This is a genomic window from Comamonas sp. wu1-DMT (assembly GCF_040187805.1).
Lineage (GTDB): Bacteria > Pseudomonadota > Gammaproteobacteria > Burkholderiales > Burkholderiaceae_C > Comamonas > Comamonas thiooxydans.
In genome coordinates this window covers 169,966-191,738 of sequence record NZ_JBANEM010000011.1, presented here as the reverse complement: position 1 = coordinate 191,738, position 21,773 = coordinate 169,966, and the positions used below count along the sequence as shown (strand labels likewise).

Genomic DNA, 21,773 nt, shown 5'->3' with positions numbered 1-21,773 from the left:
GGCGCTTTTTCATCTTCTTCATGCAAGACTTGATTGCCCAGATTTCGCAGCAATGGCTGCAGCTTCCGGATTGCCAGGCCGAACACAAGGACGCTGCCAGAACACGCATCAGCAGCAGCGCAGTAGCCGGCTCCATGGATGTCGAATTCTTTGTGCACCACGGTGGCAACGGCGCTTTCTCGGCCACCAGATATGAGGAGGCCATGCAGTTGGGCGCCGAGCACAGGCTGCATGCCTGGATCACGCTGCGCGATGCGGCCGGTGAAGTCATACACCATGAAGTCAGCTGCAACCCCGGGCGCTTTGCACAGCTGCTGCATGAGTGGCGCACAGCGCCTGATGCAGCGCCGGCACAGGTCACCATCCAGGCCATGGCCCGCAGTCCATATACCGACGAGACTGAAGCCTGTGTACCTGCGATGGATCAGGATCTGAACCTCGGCATGCTGGACACGCTTGCCGATGCCGGGCCGGCGCTCGAACAGCTGCAGGCCGATGTGGCGGCCATCGACCCCGTGCGCCTGCTTCAATCCTGGCCACGCGATGATCGCGGACGACTTGCGGCGCGCACCACCGCCATACTCGCGGCCTATGGCCCCGCCACACGCAAGCGCCAGCCCTGCCTGATGGTTCGATCGGTCATGCAGTCAAAAATGCCCGGCTGGCAATTGCTTCTATCGTCCGAGTTTCTCTACAACTGCCGCCATCAATGGAGCGATGCCCGCTGGCTGTGGTCGTCAGCAGACGCCCCCAAGGACTCCGCGCTGGAGCGCAAGGCACGCCGGCTGATGGCGCAGGGCAAGATCAGCGAGGCCTGCGCACTGTATGGCATCGAGCTGCACGAACGCGTGCGAAGACTGGCCGAAGGTCAGTCATTCCAGCGCTTCTCGCCCGTACCAGAGCCTTGGGTGCAAGAGCTGCAAGCGGCGCTTCTGCAATTGGCACCATGGCGTCTCGCAGCGGGGCTGCAACGCATACAGGAACATCTGACTCAGGCCAACCGCAAGCCGCCCAAGCCCGGCAGCTGGGAGCGCAAGCTGTTCTGGTTCTCGGGCCAGCGCCAGCAGGCGCGTTGGGGCCCCGGAGTGCGCTTCAACGAAGATGGCAAGCCGGAGCTGGACCTGATCGTCACCGCATCCAACGAGCATTTTCCCGAGCCTGACTGGAAGCAGCAGCCACACTAATCCCGTCAAACCACTGCCAGCCAGTCCCGCACCTGCTCGGCGGGCATGGCGCGCGAATGCAGCCAACCCTGGAAAAACTCGCAGCCGATGTCGCGCAGCAGCTGCAGCTGATCGAGTTCTTCGACACCTTCGGCCACCACCTCCAGATCCAGTGCATGGGCCATATGCACAATGCCGCCCATCAACCTGTCACGGCAGGGCGAGGGAAACAGGAACTCCCGCCCCAGCTTGACGCGCTGCAGCGGCAGATATTGAAGATAGGCCAATGACGAATGGCCGGTGCCGAAATCATCCAGCGCAATCGTCACTCCCAGCCGAGCCAGCCCCTGCAGCACTTCGCTCCCCTGAGCGGGATTGATCATGGCCTGGGATTCGGTCACTTCCAGCTCCAGCCATTGCGGCGGGACCTGATAGCGCTGCAGACAGCTGCTGACCTGCTCGACCAGATTCACCTGCCGCAGTTGATAGGCAGAAAGATTGACCGCTACCCGCAACGGCGTACCGGCCTTGAGCCACAAAGCGATCTGCTTGCAGGCTGCGTCGAGCACATAGTTGCCCAGAGCCACGATCTGGCCCGAGGCCTCTGCCACCGGAATAAAGCGCGCCGGACTGACATTGCCTAGCAAGGGATCATGCCAGCGCAGCAAGGCCTCCACAGCCACCACAGCGGCGCTCTCGACCTTGACCTGAGGCTGGTAGTGCAGTTGCAAACCACCATAGCTGAGCGCCATGCGCAAGCGCTCGGCCAGTTGCACGCGTTCGGCCATTTCCTTGCCCATGGCGGGTTCGAAAAACACCGCATGGCCGCGCCCCTGGCCCTTGGCGCTGTACATGGCCATATCGGCAAAGCGCATCAGGTCGTCACCGGTCTGCGCATCGTCGGGATAAAGGGCAATGCCCACGCTGGCACCGAAATCCAGCGCCAGCCCGTCATGCTTGAAGGGGATGGAGAGCGCCGCCAGTATCTGCTCGCTCCAGAAACGGGCCCGGGCCGCATTCTCACCCACCAGCAGCACCATGAATTCGTCGCCACCCAGGCGTGCCAGCACGCCCTCGCTGCGCAGCTGGGACTTCAGCCGCCTGGCGACCTCCCGCAGCAGTTGATCGCCTGCTGCATGGCCGTAGCCGTCATTGATGGCCTTGAAGTTGTCGAGATCAAGTTGCAGCAGGGCCAGTGCTTCGCCGTCGGCTTGCGCGAGCTTGAGTTGCTCCTGCAGCTCCTGGCCGAATTGCCAGCGATTATTGAGTCCGGTCAGGGTGTCCTTGGTGGCCTGAAACTTCAGGCGTTGCTGCATCTGATGCAACTCCGTCACATCGCGCACAAAGGCTATGGCCAGACCTTTGTCGTCATCGCCAAAATAGCCAAGAGCAATGTCCACCGGCACGGCATTGCCCTGCTTGCGCTGCAGCCACAGCACGCCACCCAGCCCCATGGGCCGGCGCGATGGCTGGGCGAAGTAGCTGCGCAGGTAATGGCCATGCCCGGCCTGAAACTCGGGCGGCAGCAGCGTGTCCAGCGCCTGCCCTTCGAGCTCGCCGCGCCCGTAGCCTGAAATGGCCTGCATGGCGGCATTGGCCGTCACGATGTTTCCGTCGCGGTCCACGAGCAAAATGCCGTCCGGAGCGGCATCCAGTGCCTGCTGCTCACGCCGGCTCAGCATGACAGAAAGGCTCACCCCCTCCTGCCAGGCCGACATGGCCAGTCGCAACCGGCGCTGACAGTCCGCCAGCGCTGGTTCAGACACCGGTTTGAGCATTGAAGAAAAAGGGCACTCGGCCATACACAGACTCCAGATATCCACTCTGGCGTCCCTGCGTGCAGCCACTCCCCATGCTGCATCAACGGCCTGCATGCCCAACTCTAGAAAAGTCGGATCGAGCCTTGCCAAGTGTTTGAAGTCGCTCACTATGCGCGCGACATCGCACGCTCTCCTTGCGCTATATCAAACACCAACATGTAACAATAATTTTCAGAATTCGAGACCAATGCTGCTGGTCGCGACAGCTTCAGCCCAGCAGTGCCTTCACGTCCTGAGTCAGCAACTGCGGCCCCGCGCCGTAGCGCTCGTACACGCGCAACCGGCCCTGGGGATCGAAAAGATAGGTACCAGCCGAGTGATCGAGGGTGTAAGTTCCGTCAACCTTGCCTGGCACCTTCTTGAAGAAAATCTTGAAATCCTTGGCCACGGCAGCAATCTCGTCGGCCGTACCGCTGAGCCCCACAAAGCTCTCGTCGAAGTTGGCCAGATAGGCCTTGAGCACCTCAGGCGTATCACGCTCGGGGTCCAGCGACACAAACACGGCCTGCAGCTTGTCGCCATCGGTGCCCAGCGCCTGCTTGACTTCAAGCAACTCCTGCAGCGTGGTGGGGCAGACATCAGGACACTGGGTGTAACCGAAGAACACGGCCACCACCTTGCCCGAGAAGTCCTTGAGGCTGCGCTTTTTTCCGTGGACATCGGTGAGCGGAATGTCCTTGGCGTAGTCTGCGCCCGTCACATCCACGCCCTGAAACTTGGGCTTGCTATCGTCCTTGCAGCCAGTCAATGTCAATGTGGCCGCACCGGCCAGTGTTGCGGCGCCTAAAGCGCCGAGTACGCGCAGCGCAGCTCGTTTATCCATGGTCGATCAGGCTAGGTAGTGATCCACCAGCAGCGCAGCAAACAGCAGGCTCAGATGGATCAGGGAAAAGCGGAAGGTCTTGCGTGCCAGCGCATCCGAGTAGTTGCGCAGCAGTGCCCAACCATAACCGCAAAAGCCCAACCCCAGAATCACTGCGGCAAAAAGGTAGAGATAGCCACTCATGCCCACCACAAAAGGCAGCAGACAGCCGGCAAACAGCACCAGGGTATAGAGAAACACCTGCAGCCGCGTGAAGGCATTGCCATGCGTGACCGGCAGCATGGGCAGACCGGCGCGGCGGTAATCCTCCACTCGGTACAGCGCCAGCGCCCAGAAATGCGGCGGCGTCCAGAGAAAGATGATGAGAAAAAGCAGCAGGGCTTCATGCCCAACCTGCCCCGTCATCGCCGCCCAGCCCAGAACGGGCGGCATGGCACCCGATGCCCCGCCGATGACGATGTTCTGCGGCGTCAAAGGTTTGAGCACCAGCGTGTAGATCACGGCGTAACCAATGAAGGTGGCCAGCGTCAGCCACAGCGTGAGAGCATTCACGGCCAGCAGCAAGATGGCGGCACCTGCTGCGCACAGCAAGGCCGAAAACAGCAGGGCCTGGGAATGCGAGAGCTCGCCGCGCGCCGTGGGCCGCCAGGCCGTGCGCTTCATGCGTGCATCAATGCTGCGCTCGACCAGGCAGTTGAAGGCCGCTGCCGCTGCCGCAACCAGCCAGATGCCCGCGCAGGCCGCCAGCATGCGGCCCCAATCCTGCCAGCCGGGAACGCCCGGCACGGCCAGCACCATGCCGATGAAGGCGCAAAAGACGATGAGCTGCACCACCTTGGGCTTGGTCAGCGCGTAGTACTGCACCCAGCGCGAAGCAGCCGCTCCTGCAGCCGGAACAGCGCCGTTCAAATCCGAGATTTCTGCCTGCATGCGGCCCTCCTCGCTGACTGTGATTCAGATGGCTGGCAGTGCCTTGCGAAAGCAGGCTAAAGCCGGTTTCAACACCTATTTCTGTGCTGCATCGACCGTAGCCCGCCCGGCCTCGTCCCATGAGGCAGAGGCGCGCAGCAGCCGCTCCAGATCGCGCCTGGCCTTGCCGGCCGTGGCTTTATCCATGCTTGCTGGAAAGCGCATCATCCAATGACCCTGCGGATCGACCACATACAGATGCTCGTCCAGTGCATGCCCGACCTCGGGCTTGAGCCAGTTGCCGATGACTGCAGCGGGCACACGTACCGTTATGGCTTGCTCGACAGCCGGCAGGATTTTTTCAGGCACAGGCTGCTGGTCGCTGATGAGCCAGACCCAGTCCAGCCGGTCTTTTTCACGGCCCAGGGTTTCACGCAGCTGGCGCTGCAGATAGAGATGATCCTGACAGCGTTGCCCGCAGTCCCCGGCACTGGTGCTGAGCAGCAACCACTGGCCCTTGAGGCTGCTCAGATTTACGCTGCGTCCGTCCAGCGTATTGGCCTGTACCTCGGGCAGACCGGGCTGCTCGGCAATCAGCTCACCATAGCTGCGCTGCTGCGAAGGACGCAACACGTAGTAGGTGAAGTAGGAGGCCAGCACCGGGGCCGCACAGACCAGCAGCACGGCCAGCATCTTCCAGCGACCGCTGCGCGCCAGCTGCTCCTGCTGTGTGCGGCTTTGTGCGGGATCGGGCAGGCCGTGGACCGCAAAGCTCAGCGGTTCATCCCTCGGGCTGCGCTGCGCGGCGGCCGGGGTAAAAGCGTCGGACGAGTTGAAGCCAGACATAGAGCAACACCACCAAGACACTGAGTCCGAACCACTGAAAAGCATAGCCGTAGTGCTTTTGCACACCGGCATTGATCTGCGGCCAGTCGCGCAGCAAGCCTTCGCTGGCGCTGCCGCTTTGCACCACGCTCAGCGCCAGCAGCGGCAAGCCGCTTTGCTGCGCCCACAGGGCAATGTCTGCATTCTGTCGGATGCGCGACTTTTGCTCATCAGGGTCTGCCCCGCCATGGGCCGCTTCCAGCTCCATCAGCCTGGACGGCGGTGCCTCCAGCCTGCCCTCGATGCTGACCAGGCCTGCAGGCGTCTGCACCTCGGGCAGGAGCGCGCGGTCCATGAAGTTGCGTGGTGCCCAGCCACGCTGCACGACGACGACCCTGTGCCCGTGAGGCGCACTCAGTCTGAAAGGCGTGAGCACATAGAAGCCGGCTCGACCCTGCATCTGCCGGTTGTCCAGAAACACGGTCTGCTCGGCCAGCCACTGGCCCTGCAGTTGCACGGGTCGATGCAGCAGCGTCGCCTGTTGCGCTTGGCCGATGGATTCGGATGCCAGCGGCACTTCTGCTGCCAGTTGTGCGTTATGCCAGGGCTCCAGCACCTGTTGGCGCGTGATGGCATCAAAGATGGCCTGCTTCTGCGCTGCCCGGCCCAGTTGCCAAAAGCCCAGCGATGCTGTGGCGGCCACGCAGATCAAGGCCGCCGCAGAAATCAGTAGAAACCGCCAGAGGTCTGGAAATCGGGAAATGCGCACCAGATAATCCGTTCATGAAATTCGTGATCATTCTCGCCTTTCTCGCCATTTTGGCGAGTCTCGGCAGTGCGCTGTTCTTCATGATGCGCAGGGGCGACGACAGCGAAAGCTCGGAGGCCGACGACGCCGAGCGCAGCCGCAAGATGTTTCGCGCCCTGGCCCTGCGTGTGGCTTTGTCGGTTGCGCTGTTTCTCTGCGTTCTGATGGCGGCCAAGCTGGGATGGATACAGCCCACGGGCTGGCAGCCCGGGCAATAGACCACTTTGAGTCGCGCAGGATAACGCTCCTAAAACAAAAGCGCCTTGCGCCTTCCACTCATCGAATTCAGCATTGTTTAATGCTGAAACTGATGTTGGTCATGCGCAAGACGCTTCTATTTTTGAGAGTCTTACATCCAGTACACGAGGATGTAGAGAAAGACCCAGACCACGTCCACAAAGTGCCAGTACCAGGCAGCCCCCTCAAAGCCGAAGTGGTGCTTGTCGGTAAAGTCCCCCTTCATCAGGCGTATGGTGATGAAGAACAGCATCAGCATGCCCACCAGCACGTGGAAGCCGTGAAAGCCCGTCAGCATGTAGAAGGTGGAGCCGAAAACGCCCGAGTTGAGCTTGAGGTTGTAGTCGTTGTAGAGATGGTGGTATTCGTAGCCCTGCACGCAGAGGAAGACGAAACCCAGAATCACCGTCATCCACATGAAGCTGATGCAGCGCGCGCGGTTGTTGACCTGCAGCGCATGGTGGGCGATGGTCAGCGCCACGCCCGAGCTCAGCAGCAGCGCCGTGTTGATGGTGGGCAGCCAGAACGGGCCCACAGTCTTGAAGGGCTCGACAATATTCGCGGGCGACGCCGTGGCACCGGGGGCAACGCTGGGCCACACGGACTGAAAGTTGGGCCACAGCAGCTCGTTGGCCAGGCTGCCCAGCGCCGGCACCGAGTGCGCGCGAGCCCACCACAGCGCAGTGAAGAAGGCGCCGAAGAACATCACCTCCGAGAAGATGAACCAGCTCATGCTCCAGCGGTAGGACAGATCGATCTTGCGGCTGTTGAGCCCGGCCTCGCTTTCGCGCGCTGCATCGCGGAACCAGACGAACAGCACGGCCAGCCACCAGACCAGACCGACGAACAGGGAATACATTCCCCATTCGTGACCATTGATCCAGGTGCCTGCGCCCAGAATCACAAAGAACAGACCGATGGCCGCCATCACGGGATGGCTGGATTCGGCTGGCACATAGTAGTAAGGGGTTGCGCCCTGCGGGGTTGCACTCATCACTCGGCTCCTGACTCTGTTGATCGTTGTTTTGACCGACGCTCCACTATCACTTGCACTGCATTCGCCACACCTGTTTCAGCCAAGGCTAAACGACCAGGTTGACGATCCATATCAACGCTAATACCAAGGCAAAAATCGCTACCAGCCCCACGGCAATCACATGCAGCGGCGTGATGCTGGCGAAATCCTTTTCGTACTCCTTACCCTTGCGCACGCCCAGCATGGCCCACGCGACGGCCACGATGCTGCGCCAGAATCCGGTCTTCTTGACGTCCTGAGTCATGAACTGCCTCCGGGCGTGACGACTGCCGCCGTACTGGCATCGGGCGCTGCGGGGGTCTTGCCGCCCACCTCGAAGAAGGTGTAGGACAGCGTGATGGTCTTCACATCCTTGGAGATGCGCGGATCGATGACGAAGGCCACCGGCCACTCACGCTTCTCGCCGGGCTCCAGCGTGTACTGCGAAAAGCAGAAGCACTCCAGCTTGTTGAAGAAGGCCGTGGCCTGGCGCGGTGCATAGCTGGGGATGGCCTGGGCGGCCATGCGCCGGTTCTGCACGTTCTGGAACTCATACATCACCGTGGCCAGCTCGCCGGGGTGAACCTGCACCGAACGCATGGCCGGCTTGAAGTCCCAGGGACCGCGAGCATTGGCATCGAACTCCACGGTGATGGTGCGGCTGGTGTCGATCTGGCTGTTGGGCGGAAGCTTCACGTCGCGGCCCGCCACGCCGGCGCCGGGCACCTGCTTTTCGGACAGCGACAGGATGTTGATGCCCGTCAGCTCGCAGATATGCTTGTAGATGGGAATGAGCACATAGCCAAACGCAAACATGCCCAGGGCAACGATCGCCAGCTTGCCCACCATCTTCGCGTTTTCCTTGGCTATGCTCACCTCAAGCTCCTCCACTCGTTGCCATCGGGCTGCCTCAATGCAGCCAGGCCATCTTCACCACAAATCCGATAAAGAACACGACAGCCGTGGAGGCCAGGATCAGCCCCAGCCTCAGGTTGTTCTTGCGTTGCTCCTGGGTCGTCATACGCGCCTCCTCAGGCTATCACCTTCGTCGCGGTTTCATCGAGCTTGGGAGGCGTCTCGAAGGTGTGGAACGGCGCCGGAGAAGGCACTTCCCATTCCAGACCCTCGGCCGCTTCCCAGGGTTTTTGCGGTGCCTTCTCGCCATGGCCGCGCATGGCGGGCCAGACGACGAACAGGAAGAAGTACACCTGCATCAGACCGAAGCCAAAGCCGCCGATGGAGGCAATCATGTTGAAGTCGGCGAACTGCATGGGGTAGTCGGCATAGCGACGCGGCATGCCAGCCAGACCCAGGAAGTGCATGGGGAAGAAGGTGATGTTGAAGAAGATCAGCGAGCCCCAGAAATGGATGCGGCCACGCGTCTCGGGATACATCACGCCCGTCCACTTGGGCGACCAGTAGTAATAGCCTGCAAACATGGAGAACAGCGAACCGGCCACCAGCACATAGTGGAAGTGGGCCACCACGTAATAGGTGTCCTGCAGCTGGATATCGATGGGCGCCATGGACAGTATCAGTCCCGTGAAGCCCCCCATGGTGAACACGAAGATGAAGCCCACCGCGAACAGCATCGGGGTTTCAAAGCTCATGGAGCCGCGCCACATGGTGGCCGTCCAGTTGAACACCTTCACGGCCGTGGGCACGGAGATCAGCATGGTCGCGTACATGAAGAACAGCTGACCCGTGACCGGCATGCCCGTGGTGAACATATGGTGGGCCCAGACGATGAAGGACAGGATGGCAATCGCCGCCACGGCATAGACCATGGAAGTGTAGCCAAACAGCTTCTTGCGGCTGAAGGCGGGCACGATCTGGCTGACGATGCCGAAGGCCGGCAAGATCATGATGTAGACCTCGGGGTGACCGAAGAACCAGAAGATGTGCTGGTACATCACCGGATCGCCGCCGCCCGCAGGATTGAAGAAGCTGGTGCCGAAGTGACGATCGGTCAGCGTCATGGTGATGGCGCCGGCCAGCACCGGCATCACGGCGATCAGCAGGTAGGCGGTGATCAGCCAGGTCCAGGCAAACAGCGGCATCTTCATCAGCGTCATGCCGGGCGCGCGCATGTTCAGGATGGTGACGATGATGTTGATCGCGCCCATGATGGAGCTGGCACCCATGATGTGCATGGCAAAGATGCTGGTGTCCATGGACGGACCCATCTGCAGCGTCAGCGGGGCATACAGCGTCCAGCCGGCCGCCGGTGCACCGCCGGGCATGAAGAACGAGCCCACCAGCATGATGCCGGCAGGAATCAGCAGCCAGAAGCTGAAGTTGTTCATGCGCGCAAACGCCATGTCGGACGCACCGATCTGCAGCGGCAGCATCCAGTTCGCGAAGCCCACGAAGGCCGGCATGATGGCGCCGAACACCATGATCAGGCCGTGCATGGTGGTGAGCTGGTTGAACAGCTCGGGGTTGACGATCTGCAGGCCGGGCTCGAACAGCTCGGCACGGATCAGCATGGCCAGAATGCCTCCCACCATCAGCATGGTGAAGGAGAACAGCAGGTACATCGTGCCGATGTCCTTGTGGTTGGTGGCAAACAGCCAGCGGCGCCAGCCCGAGGGCATGGCGTGGTGATGGTCGTCGTGCCCATGGTCGTGACCATGGCCCTCATGGGTGTGGACGGGAGGAACTACGGCGCTCATATTCTTTTCTCCAATCGGTCTCTATACCCGGGGCTTACTTCGCGGCCGTGATGTCAACACGGCGTGCCTGCTGGTCCGCGCCTGCCGCAGCCGTGATGGTCTCGGGCTTGCGCAGCTCGATGCGGTCACCGGCAATGCCGCTGTCCTCCAGCAGCTTGGCCACGGCCTTGGCTCGCTCCTTGGCCAGCTCCGCGTTCTTGTCGGCGTTGCCGGTGGAGTCCACAAAGCCCGACAGAGCAATCTTGCCGTCCTTGTGGGCACTCCAGTACTCGGCCGCCTTCTTCACCGCAGCCTGGGCCTTGTCGTCCAGCACGCTCTTGCCGGTCTCGAAAAAGACTTGATAAGGGCCGGCGTCGCTGGCGGCAGCGGCTGCACCTTGCGCAGGGGCAGCAGAGTCTGCCGCAGGAGCGGCGGGTACAGCACTGCCTCCGCCTTCAGGGAATTTGCCGCCACGCGCTGCCACGAACTGGGCGGGCTGCACCAGTTGGCCGGTCTGGTTGCTCCAATGATTCTTGGCAAAGGTCACCACTGCGGCCAGTTCGGTGTCGCTCAGCTGCTTCCAGGCCGGCATGGCACCGTTGGCGCGACCTTCGAGCACGGCGTGCATCATGTCGGCCGTGGGGCCCAGGACCACGGGACTGCCGTCCAGCGGCTTGATGGGACCGGCTCCCTTGCCATTGGCCTGGTGGCAGGCAGCGCAGTTGGCGGCATATACTTTTTCGCCACGTGCCACCAGATCGGCCAGCACCCAGACCTTGTTCGGGTCATCGGCCTTGGCGGCCAGCTTCTTCTTCTCTCCGGCCACCCAGGCGGTGTAGGCTTCGGCAGATAGCACCTTCACATGGATGGGCATGTAGGCATGCTCCTTGCCGCACAACTCGGCACACTGGCCGTAGTAATCGCCGGTCTTCTCGGCCTTGAACCAGGTATCGCGCACAAAGCCCGGAATCGCGTCCTGCTTGATGCCAAAGGCCGGCACCATGAAGGAGTGGATCACATCGTTGGCCGTGGTGATGATGCGTACCTTCTTGCCCACGGGTACGACCAGCGGGTTGTCGACCCTGAGCAGATAGTCGTTGGGCGCATTGCTCACATCGCCGCTGTTGGACATCTGGCGCTGGGCGTTATCCAGCGTGGAAACAAAGCCCAGGCCTTCGCCCTCGCCGCTCAGATAGTCATAACCCCATTTCCACTGATAGCCGGTGGCCTTGATCGTGAGGTCGGCATTGGTCGTGTCCTTCTGCGCCACCAGCACCTTGGTGGCGGGTAGCGCCATCAGAATCACGATGATGAAGGGAGCAACCGTCCAGGCCACCTCCACCTTGACCGATTCATGAAAGTTCGCAGCCTTGGCACCCTGGGATTTGCGGTGCTTCCAGATGGAATAGAACATCACCCCGAACACCGCGATAAAGATCACCGTGCAGATGATGAGCATCATCCAGTGCAGCCAGTGCTGCTCCACGGCAATGCGTGTCACAGGCGGATGCAGATTGAGCTGGTTGACGGCAGGGCCTCCCGGCAGATCCTGCGCCGCATAGGCCATGGAACTACCCCACGCCGCCAAGGCCAAACTCCAGGGAACCAGCTTGGTGGAAATGTTTTTCATCGTTTTCACTTACCTCTAAGCCTCAGTTGTCCACTCGCTCACACCGCTTCGTGCCGCTGCCGGCCAGAAGGCTGTGACACTCACACTACCTCGCGAACTTCAACGCAGCATGCCCCAGAATTTGATAGCACTGTCTGCGCGCATTCACTAATGCATGTACCGGAAACCCATGCCAATCGACCTTGCGTAGGCAGGCCTGATCGGACTTGAAACTCGTACTGGCAAGCGCATCTCACGGCAAGTGCAGGAGATGGCTGAAACTGGCCTGGCAGCCAAGACAGAAGGGAAGAAGATGGGACGTCCCTGCACCGCGACAACCGCCGGGCACAGGGATGCGTCAGCGCAGCAAAAGGCTGGCTTGTGGTGATGATGAAATGCGAAAACCGGCCGCTGTCGAACCCGCTGGCCAGTCCCCTTGGCAAAGCGAAACACCCGATATCTCCCCTGGCGGCTTGGGCCGCACTGTCTGGTTTCCTTCAGGCAGGAGAGAAGCCCGAAGGATTGCTGCTATCCATGAAATAACTAGGGGAAATTGTAGGCAGCTTTGTGTCGAATCAATGACCGGAAAACGACAGATGTGCTATCGCAAACCCGTGTTGCGGGGCTGCTTGAGCATGGCCTTCATGTCTTCCAGCGACACGGCGCTGTTGGCTTCCAGACGCAGCTTGGGCTGCGGTTTGTAGGCGTGGCCATAAACGATCTCGAAGGTCAGCGAGAGCTGTCCATCGGGCTGCTTGTCGGCCCAGCGCTCCGCCATTTTCTGCAGCAGCCCGGCCTTCCAGCCACGGCCGCGCAGACCGGCAAAACGCCCGGGGTGCAGATTGCGGCCCAGTTCGCGCAGTTCCTGCAACAGACGCTGCGGCGTGGCAAAGGTCAGGGTGATGCGCTCCATGTCCATCACCGGCTCGGCAAAGCCGGAATGCACCAGCATGTCGCCCCAGTCATGCATATCGGTAAACGTATGACCTGCCGGCCCCCAGCCCAGCTCGGCGTAGAGCCGATGCAGCTGCTGCACCGTATCCGGCCCGAGGCAGGAGAACATGACATAGCCGTCGACCTTGAGTGCCTTGTGCCAGCGCTCGAACAGGGTCTGCGGATCGGCTGCCGTATGCAGCAGCATATTGGCCCAGAGCATGTCCATGCTGGCATCTGCGGGCGCCCCCATCTGCACGGCAGCCCCCTTCCAGCGCGAGAGCTGCCACCAGCGGCTGCCGAGCTTGTCCTGGGCCACGGCCTCGCGGCGGGCTACGGGTTCATAGATCGTGCATTCGGCCTGCGGATAGCGCTCGCGCAGCAGTTGGTGAGCCTGCATGCCGCCGCGAACCGGCTCCCAGTGACACCATTGCTCAGGCGGCTTCACGATCCAGTCCAGGCGCTGCTGCATGCGACTGGCCACCTCTTCGTGCAACCAGGGGGATTCGGCCGGAGCGGCCATTTGCCAATGGTTTGCAGCTGCAGAATCAATTGTTGGAGGCAGGACGTGGGACATGGGCGGACAGAAGCAGGCAGAGAGTCGAGCGAGCCGCTCACCAACTGCCGGAGTGAAGATCAATGCGGCGCGAGTATATTGATTCCATGCCCGACCTTCATGTGACATGGCTTTCACACCTGCGCCGCCAGCAGCAGCGTTGGCTGGATGCCTTGCCCAGCCAATGCGCAATCTGTGGACGCTGGCCGGGGCCGCGTATCTGCCGCGACTGCCATGCACGCTGGGCCCAGCACAAGCACCGCTGCCACAGCTGTGCCCTGCCGCTGCCGGCTCTGGTCAGCCTCTGCGGCAACTGCCTCAAGCAACCACCCCGACTCAAGCGCTGCACCGCCGCGCTGGACTATGCCTACCCATGGCAAAACCTCATCACACGCTACAAGTTTCAGGCCGACCTGGGGTTGGTGCGCAGTCTGGGCAGGCTGATGGCCGGTCACCCCGAAGTCAGGGAGCAGTTACGGGCCTGCGATGCCTTGCTGCCCATGCCGGCCTCCGCACAGCGCGTGCGCGAGCGCGGCTTTGACCACAGCCTGCTGCTGGCACGCTCCCTCTCTGAGCAATACAACAGGCCTTTACCCTTGCTGAGCGAGGCTGTGCAACGCCAACACCTGGAGCTGCCCCAACATGCCTCCAGCCGAGAACAAAGACTGCGCCAGCTGCGCGGCATTTTCAGCCTCGCCCCGGCTCGACAGGCTCTGGTGAAAGGGCGGGAGATTTTGCTGCTCGACGACGTGATGACCACCGGTGCCACGCTGGATGCACTGGCAGGCTGCCTGCTGTCGGCCGGCGCGGCATCGGTCAGCGCCGTCGTGCTGGCACGCACGCCTTGACCCATATTCGCCAGTCTGGAACTGCGAAGGCGGCAGCGTGGGTCAAAGCCGGGCTGCACAATAGCGCCCCATGTTTCATATCGTTCTTGTGGCGCCCGAGATCCCTCCCAACACGGGCAATGTCATCCGTCTGGCCGCCAATACGGGTTGCAGCCTGCATCTGATCGAGCCGCTGGGCTTTTCCATGGAAGACCGGCATATGCGCCGCGCCGGACTGGACTATCACGAGTACGCCAATGTAGCCCGCCACGCCAGTTGGGACGCCCTCCTCGAAACCTGTCAGCCGCAGCGCGAGCGCATGTTCGCCATGACCACGCATAGCAGCAGCCCGGCGCATGCCATGGAATTCAAAGCTGGCGACTGGCTGGTCTTTGGCTCTGAAAGCAAGGGCCTGCCACCCGAGGTGCGCGCCCAGTTCCCCAACGAGCAGCGACTGCGCCTGCCCATGCTGGCATCTCAGCGCAGCCTGAACCTATCCAATGCCGTGGCCGTAACGGTGTTCGAAGCCTGGCGTCAGCAGGGCTTCGCGGGTGCTGCCCTTGCAGAGCCCAAGACGGCTCTTTAAGTTCCCGCTTATTGTCTCTATTTTCAGAACAATAAGTTGCGAAACAAGGGGTTTTTCTCGCAATTAGATCGTCCTAAAGTACGACTCATGGACTTGCAGCCGACCGACGATATCCGCCAGGACTGCAGGCCCGATGTACCCAAAGGACGAATCATGAAATACGCCAACCGCCTCGCCATCGTTGCCACCCTGGCCATGTCCGCCGCCGCTGCACAGGCCGCAGGCTTTGACTTCACCGGCGATCACTACCCTCCCGAAGTTGCATCACAGTCCACCCTGACCCGTGCCCAAGTCAAGGCCCAGGTGCAGGACGCCATGACCAGGGGTCAGCTGCAGCCCGTTGGCGATGCCTATCTGCCTCTGTCCCAGCAACAGCAATCCAGCAACCTCAGCCGTGAGCAAGTGCGCCAGGAAACCATTGCCGCTGGCAAGGCCGGTTTGCTGGACAACTATGGCGAATGACGGCTTCTGCGCAGCACCCTGCTGTGCAAGGTGCTGCTCAATAACAAAGCCCCAAGGCCGATGCCAAGGGGCTTTTTTCATGGCTTGAAAATTACGCCGCGAATCAGGCCGCAGCACCAAAGCTGCGCGCCAGCGACTCGGCCACGCACACAGGCTTGTCGCTGCCCTCGCGCTCCACCGTCACCAGCCAGGTCATCTGGATGCCGGCCGGCTCGATGCGCTCCGCCGCCTGCAATGTCATGCGGGCCCGCAAGCGGCTGTTGACGGGAACCGGGGCCATGAAGCGCACACGGTTGAGCCCGTAGTTCACTCCCATCTTGGCGCCTTCGATCTTGAAAGTGCCTTCGAAAAACTGAGGCAGCAGGGACAGCGTGAGAAAGCCATGGGCAATCGGTGCGCCGAACGGCCCATGGGCTGCGCGCTCGGGATCGGTATGAATCCATTGCTGATCGCCCGTGGCATCGGCAAACATTTGAATCTGGGCCTGTGTGATGGTGATCCAGTCGCTGACGGCGACTTCCTGCCCAATCGAGGCCAGCACTTCGGAGTAGGAGCGAAAGGTTTTCATGCCCCCAATGTAGAAGCCCCCTGCCCTGCGCCATGTCTGACGCGGGACAAGGGGCTTACCCTAGATTATTCGATCAAATATGCCGCTGGCTCAATCTATTCATACTCTTGCAGCTATGTTTTTTAAAGCGGATCAGGCTTCACCAGAGCGCTGCACAAAGAACAGCCCCGTGCCCACCGCCATCAGCAGGCCGCCGAACACGCGGTTCTGGTTGCGCATGGCGCGTGCGCTGCGCATCAGGCCGCGCAAGGCGCTGGCGCCTGCGGCATAGCTGTGCATCACCGTGGTATCCACGGCCAGCATGGTCACGGCCAGAATCGCCAGTTGAGGGGCCAGAGGACGGCTGGTGGTCATGAACTGGGGCAGCACCGCCACCATGAAGATGATGCCCTTGGGATTGGTGGCATTGGTCAAAAAGCCCGTCAGTACGCGCTTTTTGAGACTGGCCTCGGGCACGGCCTCTTGCGTTGCCAGCGGCGAGCCACCGGAGCGCCACTGGCTGATGCCCAGATAGATGAGATAGCCGGCGCCCACGATCTTGACGGCATTGAAGGCCCATTCGGATGCCATGAGCAGCGAGCCCACGCCGGCCCCGGCTATCAGCAAGATGAGCAGCAACCCGAGCTGCAGACCCATGATGGTGGCGCTGGTCTTGCGCACGCCGTAGGACAGACCATGACTCATGGACAGCACGGCCCCCGAGCCCGGCGAGACCGCAATGATCCAGGAGGCCACAAAAAAAGCAAACCAGGTGTGCAGATCCATACTCACTCCAAACGCCGATCTAAAGCGCCAGTCACAAAGCGCTTATCTTAAAAGTTGCGCGGTCAACTTGCAGACGCATGGTTGACCAGGCGCTATAAGCAGCAGGTAATCATTCGTCCCATTTTTCTTTCTGTCAAAAATCTGACGCCTGACTGCGGGTGCCAAAATGGAATCTCTCTAGGGTTAACACCACATAACATTCCCATGGAACACGGCTCTCCCATCTGGCTGACTTACGGCTTCATCTATCTTACGGCGGCAGTTCTAGCCGTCCCCATCGCCAGAGCCCTGGGCCTGGGAGCCATCATCGGCTACCTGGGCGCCGGCATTGCCATGGGCCCCTGGGGTTTTGGTCTGGTGCGCAATGTGGACGACATCCTGCACTTTGCCGAATTTGGCGTGGTGCTGATGCTGTTCGTGATCGGACTTGAGCTGCAGCCCAAGCGCCTCTGGGAGCTGCGGCGACCGATCTTCGGCTGGGGCATGGCACAAATGGCGGTCTGCACCGGCATTCTGTTTCTGGCCGCATGGGCCTTTGGTCTGTCCTGGCGCGTCAGCCTGATTGCGGGCATGGGCCTAGCCCTGTCGTCCACCGCTGTCTGCCTGCAGATCATGGCCGAGCGCAATCTGATGCGTACTCCCAGCGGACAGGCCGCTTTCTCCATCCTGTTGTTCCAGGACGTGGCGGCCATCCCCATCCTGGCGCTGATTCCGATTCTCGGCGCTTACAAGGCTGCCCATGCCAGCCACGGTGACAGCCATGTCTGGCTGGCCATTCTCAAGACCGTGGGTACGATTGGCGCCGTCATCATCGGAGGCCGATTGCTGCTGCAACCGCTGCTGCGCTGGATTGCGCGCAGCAAGACCCCCGAGATCTTCACCGCCACTTCCTTGTTATTGGTCGTAGGCATTGCCATGCTGATGACACAGGTGGGCCTGTCCATGGCGCTGGGCGCCTTCCTGGCCGGCGTGCTGATGGCCGACAGCGAATACCGCAGCGAGCTGGAAACCAATATCGAGCCGTTCAAAGGGCTGCTGCTGGGCCTGTTCTTCATGGCCGTGGGCATGAGCATTGACTTTGGCGTCATCCTCCAGTCTCCCTGGGCCATGGCCGCCATGGTGACGGGCTTTATTGCACTGAAGGCAGTGATGATCTTCGGCTTGGCCAAATTCATGCAGATTCCCTGGCGCGAACGCCCGGTGTTCACGCTGATGCTGGCGCAAGGCGGGGAATTCGCCTTTGTGGTGTTCCAGACAGCCGCGCAGTACAAGGTGTTTCGCCACAGCGTCTCGTCCATGCTGGTCGCAGCTGTGGCTCTGTCCATGCTGCTGGGCCCGCTGCTGCTGGTGCTGCTGGACAAACTGCTGCTGCGCCGCTTTTCCACCATCAAGGATGAGGAATGCGGCTCCGACAAGGCCAAAGAGATCTCCGAGCCTCAGGACTCGCCCATCATCATTGCCGGCTTCGGCCGCTACGGCCAGATCGTGGCTCGCGTGTTGCTGGCCCAGGGCATACGCCCGACCATCCTGGACCATAGCGTGGAAATGCTGGAGGCCGCGCAGATCTATGGCCACCGGGTGTTTTACGGCGATGCCACTCGCATGGATCTGCTGCGCATTGCAGGCGCAGCCAAGGCTCATGTGCTGGTGATTGCCGTCGACACTCCCGAGCAGTCCCTCAAGATAGCCAGCCAGGTACGCAAGCATTTCCCCAACCTGGAGATCGTGGCCCGCACCCGGGATCTCAATCACTGGTTCCAACTGCGCGACCTGGGTGTGGAGCATGCCCAGCGTGAAGTGTTCGAGTCCAGCCTGATCTCGGCCCAGTCGGTGCTGGAGCTGTTAGGTCAGAGTCCGGCCGAGGCCAAACGCATCACGGCACGCTTCAGAGAGCACAATCTGGCACTGGCCGAGCGCATGTACCCGCATTACAAGGACAAGAACCAGCTGATTGCGGTGGCCAAGCAGGGCCGCCAGCAACTGGTGGAGCAAATGGCCAAGGAACGTGCCGATCTCCTGGCTGGCAACGCCGAGGCAGAGGATACGCCCCAGGCCAGCGAGCAAGACCACAGTCCGGCTGATGCCCGACAGCCGTGATACGCTGCGCGCCATCATGTTCAACCCCAGTCAAGCCGACGTACGGCGATTTTTTTTGCGGTGTGCGCGCCAAGATGATCAGCGGCGCGCCCATGGAGGCCATCGAGACACTGGCCAGCCTGTGGATAGACGAGCACCCCGAGTATTTCGATGAGCTCTCCGACATGGATGCCGCCGTGGCGCGCAACTATGACTCAGAGCCCGAGCGCACCAACCCGTTTCTGCATCTGTCCATGCATCTGTCCATCAGCGAGCAGTGCAGCGTGGACTCGCCACGCGGCATCCGCCAGGCGGTTGAGTTGCTGGCCAAGAAGCGTGATCTGCATGACGCCCATCACGCCGCCATGGAATGCCTGGGCCAGATGCTCTGGGAAAGCCAGCGCTCGGGACGCCCGCCCGATGGCGAAGCCTATGTCGCCGGAGTGCAGCGTCTGGCCACCACCGACGGCAGTTTTAAAAGTACCCCCTGATGCGCTGCGCAGCCTCCGGTGGGAGATGACACACTCGCGGCAGGATGGCTCCAGCTCTGCCCCCCCAAGCCCTGGGGACCGGCCCCCTGAGTTGCATCTCGTTGAGAAAAAGCAAAAGCCCGTCTGACGGGCTTTTGCTTTTTCTGAAACAAGGTCTATTTCTGGCCCAGGCGGAAGTGCGGCTGCGCCACCACCTGCATCTCGCTGTCCAGGCTACCGATGTACTTGGCGAGCTGCTGCAGCTCGTCGTTCTTGAACTGCTTGGCAATGCCGGCCATCACGCCATTGCTGCGCCCTATGAGCGGATTGCCATCGGTTTTGTATGACTGCAAGGCGCGGAAAACATAGTCCGAATACTGCCCCGCCACCTTGGGATAGGACGGGTCAATCGGCTTTGAAAAGCCTTCACCGTGACAGGAGAAGCAGGCGCCTTTTTGCAGCAGCGCCGTGACAGCAGGGTTCGCCTCCTTGGCCTTGCCGTCCTTGGCATTGCCATGACCTGCATAGAAGGCCGCCACATCGGCCATGTCCTGCTCGCTCAGCGAGTCGGCAATGCCACGCATAGTGGGGTGTTTTCGTTCGCCTTTCTTATAGGCATTCAGGGCCGAGACGATATAGGCCTCGTTCTGCCCGCCGATCATCGGCACCTTGTAAACCTCAGGGAAGCTGGCCTGATAACCGGTGATGCCATGACAGCCTATGCACATGGCGATCTTGCCTTCGCCAGCCTTTGCATCGCCCTTGACAGCCTGGGCGTTTGCCGCGCCGGTCACTGATGCGACAACTACTGCCAATACCGTGGTCCAAGTTTTTATCATTTTGCGCGCACAATCCTTCAAGAGTTCAGACGGGTGCTCAAATGCCTTGCTGCAGTGCAAACGATTATGGCAGTGAGAATTTCGCACGCTTATCAATACTTACGCTGATACCGCCCATGAAGTTTCAAGGTTCCGACAAATACGTGGCCACGCAAGATCTGATGCTGGCCGTCAACGCTGCCGCTACCCTGCAGCGCCCTCTGCTCATCAAGGGCGAGCCCGGCACGGGCAAGACCATGCTGGCCGAGGAAGTGGCCCAGGCGCTGGACATGCCGCTGTTGCAGTGGCATATCAAGTCCACCACCAAGGCCCAGCAAGGCCTGTATGAGTACGACGCCGTGAGCCGCCTGCGCGATTCGCAGCTGGGAGACGAGCGCGTCAAGGACATTCACAACTACATCGTCAAGGGCGTGCTCTGGCAGGCCTTCACGGCGGAACGTCCCGTGGCCCTGCTGATCGACGAGATCGACAAGGCTGACATCGAGTTCCCCAACGACTTGCTGCGCGAAATCGATCGCATGGAGTTCTATTGCTACGAGACGCACGAGATGATCCGCGCCAAACACCGCCCCCTGGTGTTCATCACCTCGAACAACGAAAAAGAGCTGCCTGACGCATTTTTGCGCCGCTGCTTCTTCCACTACATCAAGTTCCCCGATGCCGACACCATGCGCCAGATCGTGAACGTGCATTTTCCCAAGCTGCAGGGTGAGTTGCTGAATGCTGCCATGAAGGTCTTCTACGATGTGCGCAATCTGCCCGGCCTCAAGAAAAAGCCTTCGACCAGCGAGCTGATCGACTGGCTCAAGCTGCTGGTCGCCGAGGAAATTCCTGCATCGGCCCTGCAATCCGAGGAAGGCAAGGTCAGCGTACCGCCCCTGGTTGGCGCGCTGCTCAAGAACGAACAGGATATGAGCCTGTTTGAAAAGCTGGTCTTCATGAATCAGCGCAACCGCTAACCGTCCTTAAGAACCGAGGAGACGCAGCCCATGAGCACCGCACAACAACTGCTGCTGGAAGGCGGCTCCGACGCCATCGGCTTTGTGGGCGGCGCCCTGCTGGGCTGGGGCCTGTCCCATGTGCTGGGCCTTGACCTGTTTGCCCAGGGCTATGGTGCGGGCAGCATTGCCGCCATTGCCATGGTGGGGCTGGGCGGAGGCCTGGGGCTCAAGCTGGCCCGACTCTGGCGCAGCAAGCGCAATCCACTTTGAGTGAGCAAGCCATGACTTTTGTAGAACCTGTGACCTTGCGCGACCGCGGTGTGCGACTGGAGCCGCTGGATCTAAGCCATGAGCCTGGACTGGCAGCGGCCGCTGCCGATGGAGAGCTGTGGAAGATTCGAGTGACTTCCGTGCCCGAGCCTGGCGAGGTGCGCAGCTATATCGAGGCCGCGCTGCTGGGCCGCGACCAGGGCCACCGCTTTGCGTTCGCCGTGCTCGACGATGCCAGCGGCAAGGTGCTGGGCACGACCAGTTATCACGACATCGTGCCGGCCATTCGCCGTGTGGAGATTGGCTACACCTGGTATGCCAAAAGCGTGCAGCGCACTCATGTCAACACTTCGGCCAAGCTGCTGCTGCTGGCCCATGCCTTCGGTACGCTGGGCTGCCATGTGGTGGGCTGGCGCACGGACAACTTCAACTTCGCCAGCCAGCGCGCCATCGAGCGCCTAGGTGCCAAGAAAGATGGCGTGATTCGCGGCCATGCGCTGCGCCGCGACGGCACGATTCGCGACACCGTGATGTACAGCATGCGCAGCGGCGAATGGCCTGAAGCCCGTGCACAACTGCTCTATCTTCTGGAGCAGCATGCACCCGCTACATAAGCG

Annotated in this window: 24 protein-coding genes and 1 pseudogene; 10 read left to right on the top strand and 15 right to left on the bottom strand. The window is 61.2% G+C overall.

The features are described 5' to 3' along the window. Window positions 1-20 precede the first annotated feature (20 nt). Window positions 21-1,184: a hypothetical protein gene (locus V8Z78_RS16970; protein ID WP_179626805.1), complete on the top strand. Its 1,164-nt coding sequence runs from the start codon at window positions 21-23 to the stop codon at window positions 1,182-1,184. Window positions 1,185-1,189: 5 nt separating this feature from the next. On the opposite strand, the gene V8Z78_RS16965 is transcribed toward V8Z78_RS16970, so the two are convergent. The 5 genes from V8Z78_RS16965 to V8Z78_RS16945 form a co-directional block, all read right to left on the bottom strand. Further along, the gene (locus tag V8Z78_RS16965; protein ID WP_179626806.1) at window positions 1,190-2,965 is read right to left on the bottom strand and encodes a putative bifunctional diguanylate cyclase/phosphodiesterase; all 1,776 of its coding nucleotides are present in this window, start codon (window positions 2,963-2,965) and stop codon (window positions 1,190-1,192) included. Between the two features lie 226 nt (window positions 2,966-3,191). Next, window positions 3,192-3,806 (bottom strand): SCO family protein, encoded by a 615-nt coding sequence (locus V8Z78_RS16960; RefSeq protein ID WP_034363575.1) that lies wholly within the window; start codon window positions 3,804-3,806, stop codon window positions 3,192-3,194. Between the two features lie 6 nt (window positions 3,807-3,812). Next, entirely contained in the window at window positions 3,813-4,736 is a 924-nt protein-coding gene (gene cyoE / locus V8Z78_RS16955) for a heme o synthase (protein ID WP_057093431.1), read from the bottom strand. Between the two features lie 75 nt (window positions 4,737-4,811). After that, on the bottom strand, window positions 4,812-5,561 hold the full coding sequence (locus V8Z78_RS16950) for a redox-active disulfide-containing membrane protein (RefSeq protein WP_003071287.1): 750 nt from the start codon (window positions 5,559-5,561) through the stop codon (window positions 4,812-4,814). Further along, window positions 5,497-6,309 carry an SURF1 family protein gene (locus tag V8Z78_RS16945; protein WP_349731785.1) on the bottom strand — a complete coding sequence of 271 codons (813 nt, stop codon included), beginning with the start codon at window positions 6,307-6,309 and terminating at the stop codon, window positions 5,497-5,499. The genes V8Z78_RS16950 and V8Z78_RS16945 overlap by 65 nt, the downstream gene beginning before the upstream one ends. Window positions 6,310-6,323: 14 nt before the next feature. On the opposite strand from V8Z78_RS16945, the gene V8Z78_RS16940 reads away from it, so the two are divergent. Then, complete coding sequence (locus V8Z78_RS16940; RefSeq protein WP_003071283.1) at window positions 6,324-6,566, top strand: twin transmembrane helix small protein; 243 nt, start codon at window positions 6,324-6,326, stop codon at window positions 6,564-6,566. 131 nt (window positions 6,567-6,697) lie between these two features. On the opposite strand, the gene V8Z78_RS16935 is transcribed toward V8Z78_RS16940, so the two are convergent. From V8Z78_RS16935 to V8Z78_RS16905, 7 genes are all read right to left on the bottom strand, one after another. Next, entirely contained in the window at window positions 6,698-7,579 is an 882-nt protein-coding gene (locus V8Z78_RS16935; protein WP_349731784.1) for a cytochrome c oxidase subunit 3, read from the bottom strand. Between the two features lie 88 nt (window positions 7,580-7,667). After that, window positions 7,668-7,865 (bottom strand): DUF2970 domain-containing protein, encoded by a 198-nt coding sequence (locus V8Z78_RS16930; RefSeq protein ID WP_003071276.1) that lies wholly within the window; start codon window positions 7,863-7,865, stop codon window positions 7,668-7,670. After that, window positions 7,862-8,476, bottom strand: coding sequence for a cytochrome c oxidase assembly protein (locus V8Z78_RS16925; protein ID WP_034353987.1), 615 nt, complete (start codon window positions 8,474-8,476; stop codon window positions 7,862-7,864). Before V8Z78_RS16925 ends, V8Z78_RS16930 begins: the two co-directional genes overlap by 4 nt. 34 nt (window positions 8,477-8,510) lie before the next feature. Beyond that, window positions 8,511-8,621: a cytochrome oxidase small assembly protein gene (locus V8Z78_RS16920; protein ID WP_003071272.1), complete on the bottom strand. Its 111-nt coding sequence runs from the start codon at window positions 8,619-8,621 to the stop codon at window positions 8,511-8,513. Window positions 8,622-8,631: 10 nt separating this feature from the next. Continuing rightward, window positions 8,632-10,275, bottom strand: coding sequence for a cytochrome c oxidase subunit I (gene ctaD / locus V8Z78_RS16915; RefSeq protein ID WP_349731783.1), 1,644 nt, complete (start codon window positions 10,273-10,275; stop codon window positions 8,632-8,634). Window positions 10,276-10,309: 34 nt separating this feature from the next. Beyond that, complete coding sequence (coxB, locus tag V8Z78_RS16910) at window positions 10,310-11,884, bottom strand: cytochrome c oxidase subunit II (protein WP_046461859.1); 1,575 nt, start codon at window positions 11,882-11,884, stop codon at window positions 10,310-10,312. Between the two features lie 580 nt (window positions 11,885-12,464). Beyond that, a complete protein-coding gene (locus tag V8Z78_RS16905) occupies window positions 12,465-13,319 on the bottom strand; it encodes a class I SAM-dependent methyltransferase (RefSeq protein WP_502878855.1) in 855 nt (284 codons plus the stop codon). Window positions 13,320-13,459: 140 nt separating this feature from the next. Here V8Z78_RS16905 and V8Z78_RS16900 point away from each other — a divergent pair, with 140 nt between their 5' ends. From V8Z78_RS16900 to V8Z78_RS16890, 3 genes are all read left to right on the top strand, one after another. Then, a complete protein-coding gene (locus V8Z78_RS16900) occupies window positions 13,460-14,200 on the top strand; it encodes a ComF family protein (RefSeq protein WP_046461861.1) in 741 nt (246 codons plus the stop codon). Between the two features lie 70 nt (window positions 14,201-14,270). Continuing rightward, a complete protein-coding gene (gene trmL / locus V8Z78_RS16895; RefSeq protein ID WP_003071265.1) occupies window positions 14,271-14,765 on the top strand; it encodes a tRNA (uridine(34)/cytosine(34)/5-carboxymethylaminomethyluridine(34)-2'-O)-methyltransferase TrmL in 495 nt (164 codons plus the stop codon). 87 nt (window positions 14,766-14,852) lie between these two features. Then, window positions 14,853-15,227, top strand: a complete 375-nt coding sequence (locus V8Z78_RS16890) for a DUF4148 domain-containing protein (protein WP_349731781.1) — start codon at window positions 14,853-14,855, stop codon at window positions 15,225-15,227. Window positions 15,228-15,330: 103 nt separating this feature from the next. On the opposite strand, the gene V8Z78_RS16885 is transcribed toward V8Z78_RS16890, so the two are convergent. Further along, window positions 15,331-15,795 carry a MaoC family dehydratase gene (locus V8Z78_RS16885; RefSeq protein ID WP_179626809.1) on the bottom strand — a complete coding sequence of 155 codons (465 nt, stop codon included), beginning with the start codon at window positions 15,793-15,795 and terminating at the stop codon, window positions 15,331-15,333. A gap of 132 nt (window positions 15,796-15,927) precedes the next feature. Then, on the bottom strand, window positions 15,928-16,560 hold the full coding sequence (locus V8Z78_RS16880; RefSeq protein ID WP_003071257.1) for a LysE family transporter: 633 nt from the start codon (window positions 16,558-16,560) through the stop codon (window positions 15,928-15,930). 204 nt (window positions 16,561-16,764) lie between these two features. Between V8Z78_RS16880 and kefC the strand changes: the two genes are divergently transcribed. Further along, window positions 16,765-18,657 (top strand): glutathione-regulated potassium-efflux system protein KefC, encoded by a 1,893-nt coding sequence (kefC, locus tag V8Z78_RS16875; protein WP_349731780.1) that lies wholly within the window; start codon window positions 16,765-16,767, stop codon window positions 18,655-18,657. 16 nt (window positions 18,658-18,673) lie between these two features. Continuing rightward, window positions 18,674-19,127 (top strand): annotated as a pseudogene (locus V8Z78_RS16870) (DUF1841 family protein). Between the two features lie 155 nt (window positions 19,128-19,282). Here the strand turns inward: V8Z78_RS16870 and V8Z78_RS16865 are convergent. Further along, on the bottom strand, window positions 19,283-19,945 hold the full coding sequence (locus V8Z78_RS16865; protein WP_179626810.1) for a c-type cytochrome: 663 nt from the start codon (window positions 19,943-19,945) through the stop codon (window positions 19,283-19,285). A gap of 116 nt (window positions 19,946-20,061) precedes the next feature. Here V8Z78_RS16865 and V8Z78_RS16860 point away from each other — a divergent pair, with 116 nt between their 5' ends. The 3 genes from V8Z78_RS16860 to V8Z78_RS16850 are packed head-to-tail and all read left to right on the top strand — an operon-like array spanning window position 20,062 to window position 21,770. Beyond that, a complete protein-coding gene (locus tag V8Z78_RS16860) occupies window positions 20,062-20,904 on the top strand; it encodes an AAA family ATPase (RefSeq protein ID WP_003071243.1) in 843 nt (280 codons plus the stop codon). 30 nt (window positions 20,905-20,934) lie between these two features. Beyond that, window positions 20,935-21,156: a hypothetical protein gene (locus V8Z78_RS16855; RefSeq protein ID WP_003071240.1), complete on the top strand. Its 222-nt coding sequence runs from the start codon at window positions 20,935-20,937 to the stop codon at window positions 21,154-21,156. A gap of 11 nt (window positions 21,157-21,167) precedes the next feature. Next, the gene (locus V8Z78_RS16850; protein WP_003071238.1) at window positions 21,168-21,770 is read left to right on the top strand and encodes a GNAT family N-acetyltransferase; all 603 of its coding nucleotides are present in this window, start codon (window positions 21,168-21,170) and stop codon (window positions 21,768-21,770) included. Window positions 21,771-21,773: the final 3 nt, after the last annotated feature.